The sequence below is a fragment of the Amycolatopsis sp. NPDC114484 genome (assembly GCF_055633755.1).
Genome location: NZ_JBVKDQ010000005.1, coordinates 150,955 through 174,491, shown reverse-complemented (window position 1 = coordinate 174,491; position 23,537 = coordinate 150,955). Strand labels below are relative to the sequence as shown.

At 69.0% G+C, this 23,537-nt stretch carries 8 protein-coding genes and 1 pseudogene; 3 read left to right on the top strand and 6 right to left on the bottom strand.

Annotated elements, in window-relative coordinates; genetic code table 11:
* The first annotated feature begins 624 nt into the window (after window positions 1-624).
* Window positions 625-2,658 (top strand): alpha-hydroxy-acid oxidizing protein, encoded by a 2,034-nt coding sequence (locus ACZ7SW_RS15720; protein ID WP_470231088.1) that lies wholly within the window; start codon window positions 625-627, stop codon window positions 2,656-2,658.
* 369 nt (window positions 2,659-3,027) lie between these two features.
* On the opposite strand, the gene ACZ7SW_RS15715 is transcribed toward ACZ7SW_RS15720, so the two are convergent.
* From ACZ7SW_RS15715 to ACZ7SW_RS15700, 4 genes are all read right to left on the bottom strand, one after another.
* A complete protein-coding gene (locus ACZ7SW_RS15715; RefSeq protein ID WP_470231087.1) occupies window positions 3,028-7,995 on the bottom strand; it encodes an SDR family NAD(P)-dependent oxidoreductase in 4,968 nt (1,655 codons plus the stop codon).
* Window positions 7,992-9,359, bottom strand: a complete 1,368-nt coding sequence (locus tag ACZ7SW_RS15710; protein ID WP_470231086.1) for an acyltransferase domain-containing protein — start codon at window positions 9,357-9,359, stop codon at window positions 7,992-7,994. Before ACZ7SW_RS15710 ends, ACZ7SW_RS15715 begins: the two co-directional genes overlap by 4 nt.
* A 1,349-nt stretch (window positions 9,360-10,708) precedes the next feature.
* A complete protein-coding gene (locus tag ACZ7SW_RS15705) occupies window positions 10,709-10,915 on the bottom strand; it encodes a hypothetical protein (RefSeq protein WP_470231085.1) in 207 nt (68 codons plus the stop codon).
* Between the two features lie 324 nt (window positions 10,916-11,239).
* Window positions 11,240-12,598, bottom strand: coding sequence for a hypothetical protein (locus ACZ7SW_RS15700; RefSeq protein WP_470231084.1), 1,359 nt, complete (start codon window positions 12,596-12,598; stop codon window positions 11,240-11,242).
* A gap of 839 nt (window positions 12,599-13,437) precedes the next feature.
* Between ACZ7SW_RS15700 and ACZ7SW_RS15695 the strand changes: the two are divergent.
* Both ACZ7SW_RS15695 and ACZ7SW_RS15690 read left to right on the top strand, forming a co-directional pair.
* A pseudogene (locus tag ACZ7SW_RS15695) lies at window positions 13,438-13,488 on the top strand (hypothetical protein); the annotation flags it as partial.
* 150 nt (window positions 13,489-13,638) lie between these two features.
* Window positions 13,639-14,178 carry an IclR family transcriptional regulator domain-containing protein gene (locus ACZ7SW_RS15690; RefSeq protein WP_470231308.1) on the top strand — a complete coding sequence of 180 codons (540 nt, stop codon included), beginning with the start codon at window positions 13,639-13,641 and terminating at the stop codon, window positions 14,176-14,178.
* Between the two features lie 540 nt (window positions 14,179-14,718).
* Here the strand turns inward: ACZ7SW_RS15690 and ACZ7SW_RS15685 are convergent.
* Window positions 14,719-15,855: an SDR family oxidoreductase gene (locus ACZ7SW_RS15685; RefSeq protein WP_470231083.1), complete on the bottom strand. Its 1,137-nt coding sequence runs from the start codon at window positions 15,853-15,855 to the stop codon at window positions 14,719-14,721.
* The gene (locus tag ACZ7SW_RS15680; RefSeq protein WP_470231082.1) at window positions 15,852-23,348 is read right to left on the bottom strand and encodes an SDR family NAD(P)-dependent oxidoreductase; all 7,497 of its coding nucleotides are present in this window, start codon (window positions 23,346-23,348) and stop codon (window positions 15,852-15,854) included. Before ACZ7SW_RS15680 ends, ACZ7SW_RS15685 begins: the two co-directional genes overlap by 4 nt.
* Window positions 23,349-23,537 lie beyond the last annotated feature (189 nt).

Here is a 23,537-nt window from a genome sequence, read left to right as displayed (position 1 = left end):
CGTCGGGGTCCGCCTGCCGAACAGGTCGGCAGCGATTGAGCGAACAGGAAGTCCTGCCGAAGCTGTGGGGGATTCGAGCTCACTGGCTGACCTGCAGGAATAGGTTCTGCTCAGCTGTCCGCTACTGCGTGCAGGTGCTACGTCAGCGGAGAGCCGCGAGATGCCTGGAGACGCCCGCCCGCCGCGGACGGTTCCCGGGAACTTGTCAAGGCTGGTTTGTGCTACCCGCGGCATCCGGCAGGCCGAAATTCGCGGCCTGAGAATTATCTCCGAAATCGCGTCATGGCAAACGGACGATTCTCGGAATCCGGGACGAACCCCATCCGGCAGCTGTTCGCGTCTCAGGCGGGCGTGCCGGCGAGCTGAGGCGGATCGTCCACAACGGACTCTCTCGTGGCGGGACGGGAGCCGCTTCCCGCCGTGCGGAACCGCGCTGTCCTCCGCTGCTCGGGCGTGGTTCTCTCGAATGAGTTGCGACGGCCTACTGCTCTCGCGATACCGGATCCCGGAGCAGCGCACCGGCTCCGGCCCGGCCAACGCTTCGACCCGCCGGCAACAATCATGTCGCAGGCGAGTCGGTGGCCCTGCCAGCGGGGTGCGCACGCACGGAAGTTATGAGGAATCATGGGATATGCGGGCAGCTACCAGAGCAAGGTGCTTGCCGACGGTGGTTCACCGTTCCCGTTCACGGCTGCCGAATTGGAGGCCGCCGCGCGGGCGGCGTTGCCCGCGCGCTCTTTCGACTACATCGCGGGCGGGGCGGGCAGGGAACGGACGGTGGCGGCCAACGCGGAGGCCTTCGCCCGGTGGGGGTTGATCTACCGGGTACTTCGGGACGGCGGCGCCGGCGACGCGTCGTGCACCCTCCTGGGCACGCCGATGAGCATGCCGGTCCTGCTCGCCCCGGCCGGGCCGGCGAGCCTGGCCGATCCGCAGGGCGAGGCGGCCGTGGCACGGGCAGCCGCGAGGCTCGGCGTGGTGCAGGTGCTGTCCGCGGTGACGTCGATGCCGCTGGAGCAGGTCGCTCAGGCGGCACTCGATGGGCGGCGGTGGTTCCAGTTCGCCTGGCCCGGCGACGAGAAGCTGGCGCGTTCGCTCGTCGAACGGGCCGAAACGGCCGGCTACCGCGCGATCGTGGTGATGGGCGACTGCTACGCCGCCGGATGGCGGCCGCGCGAACTCTCCTCCGCGTTCTTCCCCTACGAGCACGGCCATGGACTGGGCAATTACCTTTCGGACGCGCGGTTCTGCGAACTGGCTGGGCTGGACGACGCGATGCCCGCACCAGAGGAGAACGACATCCGTGTCGCGGCGGCCGCCTGGAACCGGTTGTTCGCCAAGCCCTCCCTGGTCCCTCACGACCTGGATCTCCTGCGCTCGTGGACCAGCTTGCCGATCGTGGTGAAGGGCGTGTGCCGCCCCGACGAGGCCCGCGCGCTCGCCGACGCCGGCGCCGACGCACTCGTCGTGTCCAACCACGGGGGACGCCAGCTCGACAACGGCGTCGCCGCCCTTGACTGCCTGCCGGCCGTCGTCGCCGCGGTCGACGGGCGCATCCCGGTCTTGTTCGACTCCGGCGTGCGGACCGGCACTGACGTGCTGATCGCGCTGGCGTTAGGCGCGAGCGCGGTGATGATCGGCCGCAGTTGGCTGTACGGACTGGCGATCGGCGGGCAGGCCGGTGTCGAACACGTGCTGCGGTGCCTCCACGCGGAATTCGCCTCCGCGCTGACCCTCACCGGCCACCATCGTCCCGACACGCTCTCCCCGGCCGACGTGTTCCCTGTCCCGCCGTCGACGTTGCCTCCGAACATCCCTTCCCCCGCGGACGCACCCAGCGGAACCGCCACGACCACCCGGGCCGAACGGTACGGCGACGAGATCTTCAGCCATGCCGACGACGCGGAACAGGAACGGCTGCGCTTGCTGGCAGAAGCACTCGACCCGGTGACCGTCGAAGCTCTGCGACGCCTGCCGCCCATCCCCGGCCCGCGCTGCCTGGAGCTGGCTGCGGGCAGCGGAACCGTCGCGCGCTGGATGGCCGACGATCTGCCCGGCGCGACCGTCCTGGGCACCGAACTCGACCTGCGTTTCCTGGACGCCGACCGCGACAACCTGGAGTTCGTCCGCCACGACGTCACCCGCGACGACTTCCCGGAAGCGTCGTTCGACCTCATCCACGCCCGCTACCTCCTGCACCACCTGCCCGAACGCCAACACGTGCTGACCCGGCTCGCCCGCTGGCTGGCGCCTGGCGGCTGGCTTGTCGTCGAGGACCCCTCCCTGTTCCCGCTTCACTCCGCGGCCGACCCGGCATACGCCAAGGTGTCCCTCGCCGCTCTCACCGTCCTCAACCATCGGCTCGGCACCGACTGCGACCGCTGGGCGAGCTCCATTCCCGCCGCCTTGCGACACCTCGGCATGACCGACATCGAGCAGCACACCCATTGCCCCACCGCCACCGCGACCAACTCCTTCGGCCGTTTCTGGCGCCTCACCCTCCGACAACTGGCCCCGCACATCGCCGAACTGCCGAACATCACCCCGGACGACGTCAACGCCGTGATCGACAGCTTGTCCCGGCCGGGTTTCTCAGACGTGGGCATCGCGACCATCACTGTCACCGCACGGAAACACCCGCTCCGCCAACGGCCGTGATTCCCGCCAGCCTTGCGCGGCAAGAGCGTTGCCAGCTGCGAGACAGACGCTGTCGACAGCCGTCCGCGAAAGGACCGTCGACGGAAATCTCCGGTCGGTGACCACGACGTCAACGCGGTCCGCAGGACCGTGGCAGCGCGTGCCCGGGGAGGATGCTCTTGTAACAGAACCACCGGCGGGCCGCGGCAGCGCGCACCAGCATTCGGAACGGCGTATTCCCAGCGAGATCGGGACGAACCTCACGGAAGGGGAACAAGGGGGTTGTCCGAACCCCGCGCAAGCTGGTCGGAATCGACCCGTCCGGGCCGGCAAGGATCGCGCATTGAGGTCGTCGGCGATCCTGCCCGCCACTCGGCTCGGTCGATGGGCTCAGCCGGGCATGGCGCCGGGGATTCGCACTGCCCCCTTGCGATAGCCCACCAGCCCGGTGATCTCGATGACCGGAATGTTGTCGTTGTCGACGGCGACGCAGTGGTACGACTCGTCGTCAGAAGCGCCGTCGGACGCCTGTTCCGCGAATCCGTACAGATGAATAGGGGCCGCGGCGCTCGTATGGACGAAATGGTCCGGGCCCAGGCGGTGGAACGCGATGCGGCGGAAGCCTTTCAGTGCGAAGAGGTCGATGGAATTCCCGGTGCTGGTGTGAAGCGCGCAGACGCGGGCCAGGCCGTCCAGAAGAAGTGCTGGGATGCGGAAGGTACTCAATGGCGCCCGTGACAGGTGCGGCGGCGCGGAGAAGCGTCCGTAGGCGGTGTTCGCGTGCAGTGCTGTATGCGATGTGGTGACGAAGGCACCAGTCAAAGCGATGGCGGAGTTGCTGAAATAGTAGGGATCGGGCGTGGCTCCCTCGCGCACAGGGGCCAGCCCTGGGCGTGGTTCGGGCGGCGTGGGCTGAGCAGCCAGGACAACGGTGCACGTGGCGTGCGGCAGCGCGGACTGGACCAGGATCCCGCCGGGGGTGCGGATGTCGGAGGAAAAGGTGATGGCCACCTGTGTTTCCTCCGCGCTGGCGTGGGTGGCGCGCGCGGTGATCTGGAAGTCCGTGCGACCGGTGCACGGATGGGTGCGCAGGAATCTGGAGAAGACGCCGTCTTTGACGGCGATCGGGGTCAAACCGGGGTGGAGGTGGCAGGCCGCCTCCACCGCCATCTCTACGAAGAAGGTTCCGGGAACTGTGGGACGGCCGTCGACGAGGTGGTCGCTGAGGTAGCGGTCCTGGTCGACGTCGATGCGGCAGTTGAACACAGTCGCTCCGTCGCCGAGGATGCGCGGTGCCCCGCGGAACGGGCGAGGAAGCACGGAGGGGCGCGCTCTCGCGGGACTCGCCGGCCGGGCTGCCGCGCGCAGGCCGGGGAAACGGGCGTCGGCGGAGGTCATGTCCTGGTCGGTCAGCAGCACGGTATACGAGGGGTGCGGCACCAGCGCGAGCTCCGCGTCAAAGAGACGGACGCCTTGGTCGTTGCTGATGGCGCCGAGCCCGATGCGCTGCAGGTGCTCCCGCATGACTGGGTCAGACGCCAATCCTGTTTCCCGCCAAACCGGCCAGCCGATGGTGAAGTGGTCCCAGCCCTCAGCGTGCTGCTGGGCGGCGGCAGTCGCCAGATACTCGTTGGCCGCCGCGTAGTCGAGTTCGCCAGGCTGGCCGGCGAGTCCGGCGACCGACCCGAAGTTGATCCATCTCCTGGGCCTGTGCGCGCCGAGCGCTCCCAGGACGTTGGCGTGGCCGCGTGCCTTGATGTCGCGCACCAGGCGGAAGTCGTCCAGGCTCTTGCGGAGGGTGTCTCCGGGACGGTTGGCGCCGGCGGCGAAGAGCAGCAGGTCGATATCGCTGTCAGTGCCGAGGACGCGGCCGATGGCGGCGTTGACGGCATTCCGGTCGCGTACGTCGCAGGCCAGGTAAGTCACGTTCTCCTTGCCGCACAGGCTCGCCAGAGTGTCCAGGGTGGCGCAGGCGGAGCGCAGCCTGGTGGTGCGCTCGTACTCCTTGCTGGCCTCCGCGGGTGTTACGGAAGGCGTGGCTGCGCGGACGGCGCGGATGAATTCCGCACGATTCGTCTCGGCCGGCATTTCGGAGCTTCCGCCGATCTTGCTGGTGCCGAGGATCCAGATCCGGGGGGCGGCGGTTCGGGCGAGGTGGATGAGGAGTTCGGCGGTGATGCCCCGGGATCCGCCTACCGCGACGACAACACGCGGCCGGTACGGGGCTGGCTCGCCGGCCGGCGTCGGCACCGGGACGAGCCGGCGTTCCAGCCGCTGCCCTGACCGGGGGCGGACGACGACCGGGGTCATTCGCTCGGTCCGCAGTTCGCGGTCCAGCTGGGCCAGAGCCTCGGCCCCGCCGTCCATGCCGGTGATCAAGCAGAGCACCTGAGCCTCGGGCAGATCGCAGGCGAGACTGTTGGCGAATCCGGTGAACAATCCCGTTTCCGCGGTGGGCAAGCCGTGGGCGACTGCCTCGTGGACGACGATGGCCGCGCTGCCTCCGGCCAGGCTGTCGGAAGCTTCCTTCACTGTGAGGAAGGCCAGATCGTGCAGTGCCAGGAGTCGCTCACGGGCTTCTGCGTTGCCGACGGGGTGGGCCAGCACCCGGAGATGCCGCGGCTTCCACGTCAGCGATGTCAAGATCTCTCGTACGGCTTCGGGAGTCGGGTCTGGGATGTGTCGTATCCCGCTCTGGCTCCCCGCCGTGACGGCCAGTACAGCGCGGTGCCGTCCCGGTGCCGCGCCGCTCGGCAGAGCCTCCGGCGCATCGGTGAGGATCACGCAGTCCGGCGGAATCGCCGAAGTAGCGTGCGCGGCGGGCGTCGCGGCGATTGGCACGTGGTCGACCCGGTAGCTCCTGGCGCCCGTCGTTTCTGCCGGATGCGTCGGGGCCTCGAGCGTGACGCGGGTGGTGCGCGAGGTTACCGGGTCTTTCCAGCGGAGAGTTCCGGAGCGACGCTGGAGGATCTGCGCCAGCGCCGCCCAGGCCGAGTCTGCCCCCAAATAGCTGCGGGCGTCCACGCCTTGTGCGGCGATCTCGGGTGTTCCGGCCTGGTGCTGACGCGGGAGTCGGGCGAGAACCTTCAGCCGGGCCTGAGCGGCCAGGCTCTGCCGAGTCAGCGCGAAGCACACGGCTCCGTGGGCCAGTTGCGATTCCGGTGATCCGACCGCCGGCCGGACCACGCGATTCCACGCCGGCAGAGCGTTGCCGTTGGCCGCCGCTACGAGAGCGACATCGAGGCTGCCGGTAGCGAGGTAGTCGCAAGCCAGCCTGATCGCGTCGATGCCTGACGCTGTGCCCGTGTCGGTGGCGAGAACCAAGCCGTGGAAGTCCAGGGCGGCCGCGATACGGGCCGGGATGAGACCGGCCATGCCGCCCGGATAGGTGTCTTCGGTCGCTGCGGCGACATTCTTCCGGGTGCCGTCGGCCAGCGCGTCGAACGTCTCCCGTGCTGTTGTATCGGTGCCCGCGAGCTCGGCGGCCACGTGCTGTTCCAGGTCGTCCAAGGCACATCGGATGCTGTAGCGGCAGGCCTGAGCCGTCAGCCCGGTGTGCCCGGCGATGACGCCCGCCGTGTCTCTGAACGAGTCCCAGAACGCGTGGACGGACTTGTCCAGCCCGTCCACGGCGAGCAGCGCCAGGCGCTGAGCGAGATCGACGGAACTTTGGGCGGAGGGCGGCAGGCGCAGCATGTGGAAGGGGACGGCGGGGACGATGTCGTACGCCGCCGGTGCGGGAGGTGTCGTGTCCTGGCCGGTCAGCCAGCGCGCGATGGCGTCACGGGACGGGCTGCCGGGAAGTACCGCGTGCCAGCCCACGACGACCACGGGGTCGTTGTCGAGGTGGCGGCGGGGATTGCTGACGTAGGCCTGATGGTGGTCGGTGACGACCGCGTGGGCGTTGGTTCCGCCGAAGCCGAAGCAGTTGATCCCGGCAACGCGAGGTGCGCCGGAGGGAGGTTTCCAGGTCAGCGTCTTGTGCGGGATGGTCACCGAGGCCGGCAGCTTCCAGGCGGTCGGCGGCGCAGGGAAGGGATGCTGCCGGGGGATCTGGCTGTGGCGAAGACCTAGCACGGCGTGGATGACCGACAGGACTCCGGCTGCCCAGCCGGTGTGGCCGATCAGGGACTTGTTGGAGGTCAGGGCCACGGGGTTCTTGCCGAATGCTGCTGTGATCGTATCGACCTCGACGGCATCCCCTGCGGGCGTGCCGGTGCCGTGAGCGATGGTCCAGCTGACGTCGGAGAGGGGAGGGCCGCTGCGGTAGGCGCGTTCGACGGCCATTCGCTGCCCCTTGCCGTGGGGGGCGTAGATCGCCTTGCCCTTTCCGTCGCTGGAGACGCCGACCCCGGTGAGCAACCCGAGTATGCGGTCTCCGTCCGCGCGCGCCCGCTCGAGCGTCTTGAGGACGACGATGCCGGCTCCGTCGGAGAAGAGGGTGCCGTCAGCCGCAGCGTCGAATGAGCGCACCGACCCTGTGCGGCTGAAGCCTTTCATCTGGGCGAACAGGTTCACGGGACGGGGTGCGAGGGCGAACACGCCGCCGCATACTGCGATGTCGCATGTTCCGGCGCGCAACCGGCGCATGCCGACATCGATGGCGTACAACGAAGAACTGCATGCCGTGTCCACGGTGACGGTCTCGGTGTCCTGCGGCAAGGTCCCGGAGGCTGCGGCCCATGCGCTCGCCTGCGGCAATGCCTGCTCCGGCCGGTCCAGCCGGTGGCGCAGGCACGCGTTGGTCCGCTCGGCCAGTCCGGCGGACCCCGGACGGCCGGCGCAGAACTCCTCGACAGCTGCGGCGATGAACGATTCCTCGAGGTGTTGGCTGCCGTCCGTGGTGGCGCCGACGTACAGGCCCACTTTGTCGTCCGGCCGAGGCCGCTGACCCTGCCACGCCTGTGTGAGAGCGGAGCGCAGCCAGGTCGTGGCGTACTCCTCGGGACGGTCGGCGCCGTCTGTCCGCGTGGCGGTCGCGAAGCCCAGTTTCGGCACCGTGCACTTGTCGGGGCGGTCCGGATCCGGCGAGTAGTAGGTATCCAGATCCCAGCGCTGTCCTGGCTCGCTGAATGCGGGCTCGCCCTCGGTGAGCAGTCGCCACAGGGCATCGACGTCCTCGGCTCCGGGGGCGACCGCGCCGATGCCGACGATGGCGATCCCTTCGCCCGCATCGAACTGGAGGTCATGGTGGCCCGCCACGATCCGTCCCCCGTCCCCGGGGCGGCTGGCCTCATCGGAAGCTGTGGGCGGGGCGACGCGCTCCGGTGGGAGTTCTTCATCGATCGTCGCCCCGGCGACGCGCTCGCCACCCGCGATCGATACGGCGCGTCCGTCGAACTGTGGCCATCGCGTCATCGGGACCCCTCTTTCGCGGCGCTTTGCCGGTGCACTTCGTCGGCGATCAACTCCAGCGTGTGGAACCGCGTGACCGACATCTGCTGGTCCCTCGGCAGTCCGAAGCGTGTCACCACCTGGTCGAGCAGCGCGGTCTGTTTCAGCGAGTCGATCCCGAGGTCAGCTTCCAAGTCGATGTCCTCCTCGAACGCCTCCAGCGGGTAAGACAGCGCCCCCGCGTACATCTCGCGCAAAACCTCGACGATCTCCGCCGGGCTTTCCTGCCGACCTTCGGCCGGTTCGGGCGCAACTGCGACCGAACCGCTCGTGGGCGTCGCCGGAGCGGGGGCGGAGTCTGGGACGACTGCCAGGGACTCGCCGCTGTCGGGGGGAATGTCTCCGGTCGAGCCGGATTGAGGGTCAACGGCAATTGTTGGAGATTCCGGCGCGGACGGAGGGTCGGCCGGGACGCTTGACACCGGAGGCTCGTCCCAGGTGCGGGTGCGCACCGCGGGCACGGTTTGGAGGACAAGCTCGACGGTGGCGCTTCCCGCTCCGCATTCGACGAACGATGCCGCACCTCGGGAATGCACGGCCCGGACCGCCGACAGCAGCGGCACGGGGGCTACGAACTGGTCGGTCAGCAGCGCCGCCAGGTCGTCAGCGTCGGTGACGTACCTCCCGCGCAGTGGAGAGAACACGCGGTAGAGCAAGGGAAGCTGGCGGATGCCGACGATGCCCGCCCGGTAGTGCTCCACCACTCTCTCCATCAGCGGACTGTGGAAGGCGAAAGGCGAGTTCAGGCGAGTACATGCGATGCGGAGGTCTCGCGCGACGTCCGCGAGCCGCGACAGTGCCTCGCCGGAACCCGCGATGACGCTCTGCCGAGGTGCGTTGACACAGGCCAAGGTCAGTGTCGGGTCGTCCACGAGGCGCAGCACGGCTTCGGCGCGGGCTGCGTCCAGTTCGAGGGCGACCATGCCGCCGCGTCGTTTCTCCAGCCTCGCCAGCGCCGCGGAGCGGGCCAGGACCACCCGGGTGCCATCCGTGATCGAGTAACCGCCCGCGCAGGTCAGCGTGGCGATTTCCCCGAGGCTGTGTCCCATCAGCACGGTTTCGTCGGCGGTGTCCGGCCCGTGGGCCGCCCACATGGCTACCGAAGTCGCAAAGATCCCCAACTGGAGCAGGCCCGGCTCGTTGTGCATCAGTTCGCTCGTCGACGACCGCGTGTCCTCTCGGAGCAGACGGTCCAGTTGACCCTCCGACGCTGCGGAGATCCGCTCCAGAACCGAGTCCGCCGCCGTGTACCGCTGGCGCAACCGCGCCAGCGACCCAGGCCGGTAGGCGCCCTGTCCTGGAAACATGATCACCGTGAACGCTTTCACACTGGCTCCTCGTCGCGATGTCGATACGTCAAGCAGGGCAGTTGGTTGAACCGCGAACAATCGCAGCGATCTCACAACGCCCTTGCCGAGAAGTCGCCAGCGCCAGATTGTCCTTTTCGGACACTCAATGTCATCGTGATGAGCATGCGACGAGTCTCGGACATCGCAACCCTGGCACGCGCCGCATGATCTATCCACCATTGTTTCGCGGCGCGGAACGAGCGGTGCTCGCGAGAAGGTGGGGGCTCGCAACTACGAGCGGCGTATCCTCCGACAGTGGAAAACCGCAGGTCGCTTCGACGCGGTCGCGGAATCGAAAGCGGTGCATCCATACGCGGGGCTCGCCTCAAACATGATCAGCCTCGGCACCCTCGGAATCATTCTGCCGCAGGGCGCCGCCGCCGTCTCCATATTGGCATTCTTCCGAGCGCGACCCGACCGGCACTGGCGCACCGTCCTCGCGCCAGCGCTCGGAGCAGCAGGACTGCTTGCCGCCGCAGCGGCAGGAATCGGTTACACAAGCTGGCTTCGAACCAGTCGCCCTGATCGATACCGCAAGCTGGGCGCCAGGTCGAACGTCCCGAGCAGCGGTCCCGACTCGGCCAGCGCGAAAGACTGACCTGTAGGTGGATGCTGATACTTGACCAGTCAAATCTTCGCGGCTCTGTCAAATGAACGGCGTTGTCCAAAGCGTAGTGTGAGACGCCTGCGAAGCCGGAAATTCCCATCCTTCGCTGAGGCCTGGGAACGGACGTGTTCATCACAGGTCCGCCCGCATAACCGGGTAGTGGCGTCGGTTTCCCGGTCGGCGTAGCTGGCCCGCAGGCTGCGGCGGATCGAGCGCTGGACGTGAACGCTGGCCACGCAATTCGCCGTACGTCGACAGGGTGTCTCGTTTCGGCGGCAGTTATGTGCCGTTCCAGAACAGATCGAAGGACAGTGCGGGTGTTGCCGCGGAGATCGAAACGCGGACCGCGGCTCGTAGCAGCCGGATTCGTAGCCGCCAGCCGAGGGACGACCATCAGCGGGTCGGTCAGCTCCGGACCGGAGTACCGGTACCTCTCGCTCTGGTCGTAGTCCCGTTCGGCATCCGCATCCGAGCCCGGAAACAGAAACGCGCCGCTGGGCAGCGGTTCTGCCGCGGCGCCGACGCAGCCGACCGCGGTGAACGCATCGGCCGCTTCCGAGGGCCTGCGGGCAAATTCGGCGAGTCGAACGCTGGTCAAAGCGCGCACCACGTTCCGCGGTTTTGTCAGTAGCCAGTGTGTGTCGCCCTCGCCGCGGCGCACCGCTGGGCCACGACTGGCGGGCCCGAGAAACCTCAATGTGCGGCCGTCCGCCGCCGATGCTTACGGCCCGGGCGGCAGTCGCTTGAGGGTCACGTGCGCCTTGATGCCGTGCATGCCGAAAAAACTGATCGCGGCAGGGCGCGGTGCCGCGAGCCATTCGGACCAGCGGAGCGGGGTGACGGTGCCGCCGACCGCCAGCAAGCCGTCATGGACGACGGTCTGGCCGAACGAGTGAAACAACAGTTCGGCGTCGGACGACCGGAGCATCGCCGGGAATGGAGGCGGGGCGCTCAGGACGGCGAGCGGCTTCCGCATCGGGGAGCGCGGCCAGGCCGTGCGCGACCACGGGCGTGCTCGGTAATGACGTCGACCACTTCGAACTTTCCGTCCACCTCCTCGCCTAACCGGCTGCGGCCAGTGGTCATTCGAGTTGAACGCGGAAGTTCCTCGCACTGGCAGTTCCAGGCGCGCGGCAGCAACTCGTTCGAGTTCGGCGGCTGAAGTCTCTGTCTCTTCGGCGCCGCCCGGCTGAGGGCCGGACGGAACGGGTCTCTCGCGCTGCCTCCCTCCGGCCGATGCTGCCGGGGATTGTCAGGCGGGGCGGCTGGTGTGCGTGCGGGAGGTGGCGATGGACGCGTGGCGGAGCAGCCGCTGCACGCGGATGTGCCGTTGAAGGGGGCGCAGGCGTTGCCGCATGGTGGTGATGGCTTTCTCGGCGCGAGCTGAGTCCACCCAAGGGTAATGGTCGATCAAACTCTTCCAGGCTTCGCAGGCTGACTCGAGATCGCCGGTGTCGAGGTGAAGTTCGGCAAGCGCTGCCAAGGCGAGCGCGCGCGGAAGGTGGTCGGTGCTGGGGAATTCGCGCAGGGCGGCGTGGAGAGCGTTGACGGCGGCGTCACAGTCGCCCAGCAATTGGTGGACCTTGCCGGTGCAGTAGGCCAGATACGGGCGGGTGCACACTCCGACCTTCGGGAAGGCCTCCTCGCGGCCAGCGAGATCGCCGGACCGGAGCGCGTGCTGAGCGGAGGACAGGTGCCGGTGGGCTGTCTGGTGGTGACCGAGAGCGGCATGGCAGAGCGAGGCCTGGACGTGCAGCAGAGCCTCGGTCGCGGGCGGGGCGTGGCTGTCGGTGACGGCCAGTGCCGCGGTGTTGAAGGCGAGGGACCGTTCGCAGTGGTCCAGATGCATCGCCTGATCGCCGAGCGCCCACAGCCCCAATGCGTAGCGGATGGGGTCGTCGAAGTCGACGGCGAGCGTCACGGCGGCGTGGTAGTAGCGCTGGGCGAGGCCGTGGTCCTCGGCATCGGCGCCCATCAGACCGGCGACGATGGCCAGGTCGACGGCAGCGGTGATTCGCGAGCGGCGCTCGTGCGGGGGTTGCCAGGTGTGGAGTTGCTCGCCGATGTCGTGGGCGAGGTGGGCGATCAGGGCCTTGTAGGCATGGCGTCCGCCGATGGTGAGAACGGCAGTGGAAAAAGCCGGCAGCATCGGGGAGTGGGCGGCGGATTGCTCGGCGGCGCCGGTGCGGCTGGCGACGATCGGCTCGCGGCCGGTGGAACGCGGCAGTCCCGGTACCGGGAGTTCCAGTTGGTAGATCGTGCGGTGCAGCACCAGATGCTGGGTGGGGTCCAGGTCGGCGCGAGCCAGCGCGACGAGGGCCAGGACGGGGTCGGCCGGGGCGGCCGATCCTGGTTCGCCAGGGCTTTCGGAGGGGGCGAACCCGACGTCGGCAGGACTGACAAGGCGATGCAGGCGACGGGAGAGTGCCTCGGCGACGAGGCGGGAGGCCGCGCCGCGGGGTCGGGTGCCGGTCAGCCAATGGGCGACCGCGGTGCGGTCGTAGCGCACGTCGAACCCGTTCTCCGCGCCGATGACGTTGACTGCGTGGGCGAGCCCTTCGTTGGTCCAGCCGGCTTCGGCGATCCAGGCGCGAAGCCGGGTGTTGGACACGGTTTTCCGTCCGGCGTCTTTTCCGGAAAGATCGTTGTTTTTCTTCACAAAATGCCCTTCGCCCAGGGTCTTGGGGAGAAGCGTTCGCGATGTTCGACGTCTATGCTGCTGATCAAGAAGTTCAGTCGCCAGAGGAGTCGGTCGGTACCCTGCAAGTCTTTGGTGTGCACCCCCCCGCAACCCTCGGTCGATTTCGTGTTCGGCACTGTGTCGATTGTCGATGTTCCGTCCGGCGGAGGCGATCGGCTGCACTGCGGCGCACCTCCGTATCCGCGGACATCAAGCTCTCGCGCACCCGGTGCGCCACGGGGCGAGTGTACCGGGGAAATCGGAGGTGGCGCCCGTTGATCACCCCGGCGCTGCCGCGTCGTCGGCCGGCACGCGACCACGCACGCGAAGCGCAGTCGCCGGGGCGCGGGCGAGTCTTTGTGATCCGTCAGCGAATATCAATGTTGCTCAGACGGCGGGCTGTGCCGCGAGCGGCCCCGATCGTGCTCGAAGGCGGCTCGAAAGCACGACATGGCGTTCTTGCCAACTGGGGCACGTGTTCAATCTGTTGAAGATGATGAATCCTGGTTCAACGTCTTCAACGGGGGCGTCCTCGCCGAGCTGTATTCGAATCGCGGAATCTGTGCGAGGCTGTGACTTGCGGGCGCTGCTTCGACCAGACGGTTTCATTGCTGGTGAACAGCGTCTTGCGCGATCCCGGTGCTGTCTGTTGTCAAGAAAGGCCCGCGACTGTGAATTATGTCGGTGAGCACGTGATCTTGGAGGACGGGAGCCGTCCAAGGGGTCGCCTGTTGAGGCGAACCCTCGGCGTACTCCAGGCCATCCAGGCAATGGATGGGCGGGCGACATTTATCGCGATCGTCCGAAACACCGGCCTCCCGAAGAGTACTGTGCATCGAATCCTCGCCGAGCTCGTAAAGCTCGACCTGGTACGAAAGTCCGCCGATTGCTATCGGCTCGGCGGAGCGATGCGGGAAATAAATGAAATTCAATCCGGTAGGCTGACGTGCATTCGCCGTAAACTGAAGCCCATGCTGATCCAGTTGCATGAGCGGACTCGATACCTGGTGGGTCTCGCTGTGCCGGACGAGAAGACGACAAAATTCGTGGACACATTTTACAGCAGAGAGTACGGCTCATGCATCCAGCAGGTCGAAGAAATGTCTCCGCTGCATGTCAGCGCGGCCGGGAAAGTATTTCTTTCCTTTGATTATGTGCTCGCCATGGAGTTTGCGGTGAAGGTGGGCTGGAAAATCTCCGGATCCTCTGTCCGGTCGGCATGGCGTCAGTTGCAGAACGAAGCGTCCGAAATCAGGAAACGGGAAATATCGTGGAGCGCGCCCTGTCTTCCCCTGGGGATCACTGCGGCGGCCATCCCGGTGTTCGACGGCGGCAGCACTCCGGCGGCGGCGCTGAGCGTTGGCGCATACGCGGAGCGATTTGACAAGGCCGTGGCTCAAGACGTGCTGCGCAGGGCGCGGGTCTACGTCGATCAGATCGTGTGCCCGCTCCGCGGCATCGCTCGAACGCGCCCGCGAGAGCTGTCGGTGTCCAGCCGGACTGACGTGTGACGCGACTGGCCTGGTCGCCAGCCAGGACGCCGCGCTCCGCCGAGAGGCTGGGGAAGGCGCGTGAGTACGGCAATCTCGGTGTCCGCGGCAGTCGCCCGTCGAGCTTCGCCCGCCCTGGTGCGGTAAGCATGACCGACCTGTCCGGTGGGGCTGCCCGGCTCGGACAACGGCGCCCGGGACGCGAGGAGAGCGGAATCGAGGACTGAACTGCCCTCCCCGCGGCCGCCGATGGCAGAGGACTGCGCGCCAGGGGTGGGACGGGCGGGTTTTCGTTGGAGTACTGGTGTTCCGCCGCCGAGACGCATCGCTGCGTTCCCGTCCGGAACGAAGTGATCAGCGGCTCCCGCGAGCCGAGTCGCGGGTGGTCCCCGGCCGATGACGGGGATCGTCGTTCGCGAGCGTCCCTTCCCGCTAGGTGCCATGACCGGCATTGAGCCGGATGTCCCCGGCCGGCGTGGTCCCCGCGGGGCGAGTCTCGTGGGTGGGCGGCTCCGCGAGCCGCTTCCGCCCGACGGCCAGGTTCTTGGCCTCGAACCGGGTTCACCTCCTGCCCGGCCCTGGGGCAGGAAGCAGCCGATGGGTGACGAGGGCGGTGACGAGCCGGTCGAAGTAGTCGTCGTCCAGCGGCGGTTGGAGAACTCCCGCTGCTTTCAAGGCGGTTTCGGTAGCGGCCGAGCGGACGCGGGGGACGGCGGGGCGTACTCCGTCGGGGCGTGCCGTCGCCCGCGCCATGGCGGCGATCGCCAGCGCCGCCGGGCCGGAGTGCCAGTGGAGCCGCCGGTACCAATGGGCTTCGGGCCAGCTGGCCAGGTGGTATCCGGCACGGCGCAACGCGTTCCACGGCCGGGACAGCGGGACATCCCGGACGTGGTGATACACCGTCGCTCCGCGGCCTTCGCCGTCCTGGCTCAGCGCGGTGATGCCGCGGGCCACCGTGTCGACGGTGTCCATGGGAAGGGCCGCGGCGGTGGCGGGCACATGGCGCAGGGAGACGGCCGCGCGCAGCATGGCGACGAGCAGGTCGGAGTCAGGAGAGGTCGTGCCGGTTCGCCACTCGCCGGTGACGACCCCGGGCCGGTGGATGGTGACCGGGACGCCGGTGCGCGCCGCCTGCGCGAGGATCCGTTCGGCGTCGGTCTTGCTCGACATGTAGCCGGCGGCTCCCGAGGTTTCCCGGGACGGCTTCGAGTCCTCGTCCACTTCCCGGATGCCCGCCGCCTCGGCACGCAGGAACACCGCGATCGTCGAGACGAAGGCGAACCGGCACGGGGGCATGCCGAGCACCACGCGGCGGCGTGCCAGGTCGAGCAGGCGTCGGGTGCCGAAAACGTTGGCAGGGGCGGATTTCTCATGAGCTTCCCGCAGGTTGGTCGACGCCGCGCAGTGCTGGATGGTGTGCACCGCCCCGGCGAGCTCGTCGCGCAGTCCGGCGCTCAGCCCCAGGCCGGGGGCCGCCAGATCGCCGGGCACGCCGACCGCCCGAGCCAGGAGGTCCTCGCCGGCGCCGGTCGCGCGGAGGCACGTCGTCAGCCGTCGCTGCGCAGCGGCCCGATCCGGAGCGCGCACCAGGCAGTACACCGTGGTCGCGTCGTCCCGGAGCAGTTCCCGGCACATCCGGACGCCAAGGAATCCGGTGGCGCCGGTGAGCAGCACGGCGCGAGGGCTGCTCCCGCTCATGTGCTGCCGCCCGGCTTCTCGGAGTTGCCGCCGTCGGCGCGGCCAAGGCGGGCCAGAAGCCGATGGGACAGCGCGTGAATGTGCGGCGCGCCGAGGATCTCCACGGGCGGCAGCCCAGTGCCGAAGGTGTGCCGCATGGCCGAACTGATCTCGGCGGCCATCAGGGAGTCGACACCGATTTTGTCGAGTCCGCGGTCTCGGCGCAGTGCCTCGGGCGAGGTTTGCAGGATCCGGCCGAGCACCGCGCACACCATGTTCTCCACGAGCGGTTCCGCTTCGGCGTCGCTGGCCTCGGCCAACTGGTCTCGCCACTGGGGTTCGCCGGAGTCGTCGGGGGCGCCGATGAATTCGGCGGCGCGGGGCGCGCTCAGCCCGGGAAGGAATCCCGCTACGACCGGCCAGTCCACTTTCGCGATGACGACAGTGGATTCGGGGGAGGTGGCCGGTGGACGGGCCGCCGCCTGGTCGAGGGCCTTCAGGATTCGTGTCGAAGGCACTCCTGGCACGCCCGCCGCGGTCAGAGACTCGCCGATGTCGGTGCGATGCACGTAGCCGACGTCCTCGACTTGCCCCAGCTGCACGGCGAGCGACGGCGCCCCGGTGCGCCTTCGCCGCTGGGCGACAGCTTCCACGGCGAGGTTGGCCGCCGCGTACGCGGCGTGGCTGATGTTGCCGAACAGCCCGCTCACGGAGCTGTAGTGGATCTGGAAGTCGAGCGCGCGGTCCCTGGTGAGCCGCTCCAGCACCAGGGCGCCGGTCATCTTCGGGGCGAGCACCGCGCGGAGACGCTGGTCGTCCAGCTCGGGGAGCACGCCTTCGTCCATGACCATCGCCGCGTGCACCACGCCGCCGAGTCGTCGTCCGCCGTTCTCCCATTCCGCGAGAACCCGGGTCATGGCGGGCAGATCGGCCGCGTCGGCGGCGTGCGCGGTGACCTGAACCCCCTGCGCGGTCAGTTCGGCGACGAGTCGCTTGCTCTCCTCGCGTCCGGTTCCCGACCGGCCGACCAGGACGAGATGCCGGGCGCCCCGGCGGGCCAGATGCCGGGCCGTGGCCGCGCCGAATCCGGAAAGGCCCCCGGTCACGAGGTAGCCCGCCGCCGGGTCGAGCCGGGCGGGCGCCGGGCCCGACCGCACTGGCACCGGGTCGGCGAAATCCACCACCACCTTGCCGAAGTGCCGCGAACGCTGCAGGACGCGGAACGCCTCGTGGACGCGGGCAGCGGGGAAGATCTGGTGCGGCAGCGGGTGATAGGCGTCCGAGCGCGCTATTTCGCGGATGTGCCCGGCGGTGATCTCCTTGGCTTCGGCGAACATCGCGGCGACGTCCACCCCGAAGAAGGAGATGTTGCGCAGGAACGGGCCCTGGGGCAGCGTGTTGTCGTCCAGGAAGTCCCGCTTGCCGATCTCGACGAACCTGCCGTGCGGTTTGAGCAGCCGAAACCCGCGAAGCTGTGCTTCCCCGGCCACGGAGTTGAGCACGACGTCCACGCCCTCGCCGCCGGTCAGCTCGAGGACTTCGTCGGCGAACCGCGGCGTTCGCGAGTCGAGCACGTGCTCGACTCCGAGCAGGCGCAACGTCTCGCGTCTGCTCGGGGTGCCAGCGGTGGCGATCACCGTGGCGCCCGCGCGCCGGGCGAACTGGAGCGCGGTCAGCCCGACCCCGCCCGCGGCCCCGTGCACGAGCACGGTCTCCCCGGCCGTGAGCCTGGCGAGATGGGCCAGCGCGTGATGCACGGTGAAGGTGGTCACCGGCAACGTGACGGCCTCGGTGTACCGCGTTCCGTCCGGAACCGGGACGAGCTGGTCGGCCCGCAGCAGCGCGTGGGAAGCGAGCGCGCCGCCCGCCGTCACGCCGGCGACCCGGTCTCCGAGCGCGACCGAATCGACTTCGGCTCCGATCGCGACCACTCGCCCCGCGCACTCGCCGCCCAGGCCGTGGCTCGGTGCGCCGGATGCCGAGTCCTCGGAGGGCACAAGCCCCGTGGCGACCATGATGTCGTGGTAGTTCAGCGCGGCGGCGGCCACGGCCACCACGACTTCGCTGGGGCCGGGGACAGGCAGGTCGGCCGGCCGCCATTCGAGTCGATAGCGCATCCCGGGGTCGAGGTGCTCGAGCCTGAACGGCACCGCGTCGTCGACGCCGCGGTCTGCCGCCCTGACCCACGAGACGGGCTCGGAGAGCGGCCGGAGGCGAGGCACGAAGCGTCCTTCGCCGGTCAGATAGACCTCGTCCTCGTCGGACCGGGCAAGCAACTCGGTGACGAGATCGTCGACGAGCGCCGCCTCGTTCGGAACAACCGCTGGCACCGGCAGGGAGATCCGGTGCACGCTCGCGCCGAGGAGTTCGTTCGCCAGAGTCCGGCAGGCGCCCCACACCGCGGCCGAGACAGTGCTTTCCGGCACGGCCGCAGCGGTGCCGTTCCCGCCACGAGTGACGAGCCACAGGTGTACCTCGCCGGTCCCGGTGCGGCCCTCGTAGGCCGACGCGAACTCGCGCAGCACGCCGATCCGCTCTATCGCGTGTTCGGTGACCTCGGCGGGGGCGAGCTCGTCTTCATTCACTTCCGGCAGCAGCAGAACGATCTGCGGCGGGGGAGCGTGGTCGAGGACATCTGCCCAGTGCGTCCCGGCCGCCGTCGCGCGGCGCGTTTCGGGTCCGAGGGCGGCGGCGAGCCGGTCGGCCATCCCGTCCGCAGGCACGGTAGACGACTCCACGGTGACCACCAGCCATGGGCTGACGCCCGTTTCGGAGACGGTTCCGACCGCGTCGGCCGGCGCCGGGCTCGCGTCGCGGGCGGTTCGCGCGGCGAGCAGTACCGAGAAGTCCTCCCCGTCCGGGTCTGCTGGATCCCCGACCTGGACCGTATCGCCGGTAAAGCCGCACTCGCGGAGCAACTCCAGCCAGTTCGACGGGGAAAGCAGGGGAGAATCCGGCCGCAACGGGTCGGCGCCCGTGCGGTAGCTGTCCAGCATGCCGAAGACCGGTTCGAGCAGGTCCTCGTTGTGGTTCTCCAGCACGAGCAGGTGCGCGTGGTCGGCCAGCAGGGTCGCCACGGCGGAAACCGCGCCGCGGATGTCCTTGGCCGTGTGCAGCGAGTTCGCCGCCACCACGAGGTCCACACTGGACTCCGGGAACCCTTGCGCGGCAAGGTCCTCGTTGAGGTCCAGGGTCCGGTAGTCGAGGAAGTCGTGGCAGGCGAACCGTTCCCGGGCCGGGGCCAGGAACGCGGAAGAGACGTCGGTGAAAGCGAACCGGGTGCGTTCGGGAGGGAACTCCGGCAGGATCGCGGCGGTCAGCCCCCCTGTCCCCGCACCGATCTCCAGCACCCGGAGCGGGCGGCCGGGCGGCAGGCGCCGAACCAGTTCCCTGACGAACGCACGGGCGACGCCGTTCTGGCAGCGCGACATCCCGGAGAGCTCGTAGTAGCGGGCCGCCAGGGTGTCGGTCTCGGAGAACAGCAACTCGAGCGGGTCCTGCCGGTCCAGGAGCACATCGGCCATGGCGCTGCCGCAGACGGCGTAGAGCTGAAGGCTGGACGCGTCCGCCGGACTCGCTTCGACGCCCCGCTGGAAGAAGGTTTCCGGTTCCGGCGACACGATCGGCGACCAGGCATGGTCCTCGCCCGGGGCCAGGACACCGCGCCGGGTCGCGATTTCGGCCATGGCACGTACCCAGGGCACTCGCCTGGCCGGAACACCCGCGGCGGTGAGGTCCGCGACGCGGAAGGCGTCCTTGCCGGGCAGAATCTCTTGTACAGCGCGCAGGAAACAATGCGCGGCGATGTCCAGCGCGTGTTCCCGGAACACCGGCTGCCGGACGCTGTGCTGCTTGTCGGCGAAGAGCTCGATCTCGGACGCGCACGCGGCGCGGATCTCCGGCGGCGAGGCAAGTGCGGTCGAACCGGTCGTCGATCCGGGCAGCGGTATGGCCCGCAGAGTCTCGGAGAGCATCCGCGGTCCGGCCGGATCCGCGTCCGCCAGCCGCCGTAACCGAAATCCCCGCACGGCGAGCATGATCTTCCCGTGCGGGTCCGCGACGTCGAGATCCACGACCGCTTCCACGTCTCCGGCGTGGCGCAGCCGTACGTGCACGAATCCCTCGTCGGGCATCGGCGCCCAGCAGCGCACGGATTCGGCCGCGATCGGCAGCAGGGGCGCCTCGCCGGGCACGAGAGCGGCCAGCATCGGGATAGCGGCTTGGAACGCGCCGTCCAGAATCGTCGGATGCGCCAGGTGGTTCCCGACCGGGATGGTCGCGCGGTACTCGGCGAGCACGTCCGCGTCCCCGACAGCCAGTGCGGTCAAGGTCTGGAAGGCCAGGTCGTAGTGCAGGCCCCTGCGCGCACACCGCGCGTAGTGCTCGGCCGGGGCGACAGTCTCCGTCAGCCTCTCCCTGATCTCGTCGAGGGCCAGCGGCGCGAGGCCGGGGCTGGTGAGCTTGGTGAGCCAGCCCCTCGCGTGCTCCAGCCATTCGGCGCTCTCCTCGCCCCGGCTCCCGATGATCACTCTGGACTCCGGGGACACTGCTGTGTGCAGGAGCAGTTCGGCGGACGAGTCGTCGAAGGGCAGCACAAGCGCTCGCTCGATGGAAAGCCCGGTCAGTTCCGCGGGTTCGCCGATCGCCTGCCGTCCGGCGTCGAGGGCAAGGTCGATCAGGGCCGAGGCGGGCAGTACGGCGCTGTCGCCGACACGGTGTTCGCTCAGCCAGCGCTGCCGGGACGGTTCCAGCGTTCGCTGCCACGAGGGATACATCGTCTGGGCCCGATCGCCGAGCACGGGGTGCGCGGGGATGTCTTCCTCGCCACCGGCGCCGTCGACCCACCAGCTCGCCGCTCCGGACCAATGGCGTTCGCGCTGCCACGGATAGGCAGGCAACCGCACGGTGGTGCCGCGACGCGGGAACGACGCCGTCCAGTCCGCCTTGGCCCCGGCGGCCAGTGCCTTGGCGATCGCCGAGCGGACCTGCTCCGGGCCGCTCTCGTTCCTGCGGAGCGTGGGCACGACGGCGACGGGAGTGTCGCGCTGTCCCGCCGCCCGCTTCAGGTAGGTCGCGAGCACCGGATGCGGACCGATCTCGATGACGACGTCGCAGCCGGCCTCACTGTCGCCGAGCAGTGCGGCCGCGGCCTGGGCGAACCGCACCGGTTCGCGCACGTTGCGCCACCAGTACGACGCGTCCATCTCCGAGCCGTCGATCCGGCCGCCGGTGACTGTGGACAGCAGCGGCACGTCGCCCGGCTGGACGGCCAGTCCGCGCAGTCCGTCGGCGAGGGGCGCGCGGGCGATCTCCATCGCCGGGCTGTGGAACGGGTAATCCAGTGCCAGCCTGCGAAAGAACACCCCGCGCTCGGCCGCCTCGGCGCCGAACTCGTCGAGCACCGCTCCGGGACCCGAGACAGTGACGTCCTGATCGCTGTTGAGGCCGGCGAGCACCAGGTCCTCGTACCGCTCCAAAGCTTCGAGCGCCTCGGCTTCGCCCAGCCCGACCGCGGCCATGCCGCCGGTTCCCGCCGTCAAAGCCTGCGCTTGGCTGCGCGCGACGATCGTTTGGCAGGCCATGGCCCGATCAAGGATGCCCGCGCAGTAAGCCGCGGCGATCTCCCCGACGCTGTGTCCCAGCACCGAACAGGGACGGATGCCCCGGCCGGCGAGCGCGGCGGCCAACCCGGCCTGCACGACGAACAACAACGGCTGCGCGTACTCGGTGCGATCCAGCGTCCTCGCCGCTCGCGGCCGGGCCAGTTCGTCTGCCACCGACCACCCCAGCCGCGGGGTCAGCTCCGCGTCCAGTGCCCGCACTTCCTCGGTGAACCACGAGTCCGTGTCGAGCAGATCGCTTGCCATCCCGGTCCATTGGGATCCGTTGCCCGAGAAGGCGAATCCGACGGCTCCGTGCTTGACCGCGGTGTCGGCGGCGGTTCCGGGGGCCTCCCGGTCGGCTTCCGTGGAGCGCAGCGCCTCGGCGGCTTCCGCCGCGTCATGTGCCAGGACCACGATCCGGGACTCGTGCTGCTTGCGGCGGCACACGGTGGTGTACGCGACGTCGTACCACTCGTCCCGCGCGGTCTCGAGGTGCTCGGCGAGACGCCGCGCCGATTCGGCTGCCGCCTTCGGCGTTGTCCCTGTCGCGATGATCGGAAGCAGGCCGGTGCCAGGCTGGACGGATGCGGGGACCGCGGGCGGCGCGCCGAGAAGCAAATGCGCGTTGGAGCCGCCGACGCCGAACGAGTTGACTCCGACGATTCCGTTGGGGGACTGAAGCTTTCGAGCCGTCGTGACCGGTTCCAGCCCCAGGCCGGCGAAGTCGATCCCGTCGTTGAGCGGGAGCGCGTTGAGCGTCGCGGGAACGGTCCCGTGGCGCAGCACCAGAAGGGCCTTGAAAAGCCCAGCCATTCCCGCGGCGCCTTCCAGGTGCCCGAGATTCGTCTTGACGGAGCCGATCGGGAGCGGCTCGGTGCGTGCGCGGCCGAGTGCCCGGCCGAGCGCGAGACACTCCGCGGGGTCGCCCGCTGGTGTTCCGGTGCCGTGCGCTTCCACGTAATCCACCTGGTCCGGGTGGATCCCGGTGCGGGTGTAGACCCGGGAAAGCAGCTGTTCCTGCGCGTCAGTGCTGGGCAGGGCGTATCCTGTCGTGCGGCCGTCGGCGTTCAGTTCCGAGCCGAGAATCACCGCGTGCACGAGGTCCCCGTCGGCCAGCGCCGCGGCCAACGGCTTGAGCACCACGACCCCGGCGCCCTCCCCGCGGACGAAACCGTCGGCGTCGGCGGAGAAGGTATGGCACCGCCCGGTCGGCGACAGCATGGAGGCCTGCGCGTACCCGATGTAGTCCGCGGGGTCGAGCAGCAGGTTGACCGCGCCCGCCAGTGCGATCGGACTGCGCCCGGTCCACAACGCTTCGCACGCCTGATGGATCGCGGTCAACGACGACGAGCACGCCGAGTCGAGGGCGATGGACGGACCGTGCAGGTCGAACGCGTAGGACAACCGGTTGGCGATACCGCAGCCGGCGGTGCCGACGATGTTGTACGCGTTCCAGCTCTTGAGCCTGCGACGTTGGAGCTCGTCGTAACCGCGAGCGCAGAAACCCATGGCCACCGCGACGTTGTGGTCCGCGATCGTGCCGGGATCGAGCTGAGCGTCGTCGAACGCGTCCGCCGCGCACTCGAGCAGCAGCCGTTGCTGCGGGTCGATCCGCGAGGCCTCCCGGCCGGAGATTCCGAAATAGTCCGCGTCGAAATCGCTGATATTGCTGAGAAAGCCGCCCGCGAATGTGTAGGACCGTCCTGGCCGCGGGGGTCCGTCCGCGTGAAACCGCTCGAAGTCGAAGCGATCACCGGGAAGGCGGGACAGCACGTCTTCTTCTTTTCGCAGCACATCCCAGAGGTCGTCGAGCGAGTCCACCCCGCCCGGGAGGCGGCATCCCGTTCCGACGATGGCGATCGGGTCGAGATTCGCGGTTCTGGCGGTTGCCTGGATGGTCGGCGCGCTCATGCGGGGCGCCGCGTCAAGGCGTGCATCCGAATCGCCTTCTCTGCTTCCGTGGAGTGTTCCCGTCTTCGATCGGGCAACTTTATGGCCGGGAAACAGGTTCCCCAACAGACGTTCCGCGCGGTGGAACCGCGGGGCGAGCGGCCCGGCGGTCGGGCTCGTCGGCATCCATGTCGCCACCGGCAAAACAGC

Excerpts from the sequence above, each read along its gene's own strand:
- ACZ7SW_RS15720 (WP_470231088.1), top strand. The coding sequence starts at position 625 with ATGGGATATGCGGGCAGCTACCAGAGCAAGGTGCTTGCCGACGGTGGT.
- ACZ7SW_RS15715 (WP_470231087.1), bottom strand. The coding sequence starts at position 7,995 with ATGACGCGATGGCCACAGTTCGACGGACGCGCCGTATCGATCGCGGGT.
- ACZ7SW_RS15705 (WP_470231085.1), bottom strand. The coding sequence starts at position 10,915 with ATGCTCCGGTCGTCCGACGCCGAACTGTTGTTTCACTCGTTCGGCCAG.
- ACZ7SW_RS15690 (WP_470231308.1), top strand. The coding sequence starts at position 13,639 with ATGCTGATCCAGTTGCATGAGCGGACTCGATACCTGGTGGGTCTCGCT.
- ACZ7SW_RS15685 (WP_470231083.1), bottom strand. The coding sequence starts at position 15,855 with ATGAGCGGGAGCAGCCCTCGCGCCGTGCTGCTCACCGGCGCCACCGGA.
- ACZ7SW_RS15680 (WP_470231082.1), bottom strand. The coding sequence starts at position 23,348 with ATGAGCGCGCCGACCATCCAGGCAACCGCCAGAACCGCGAATCTCGAC.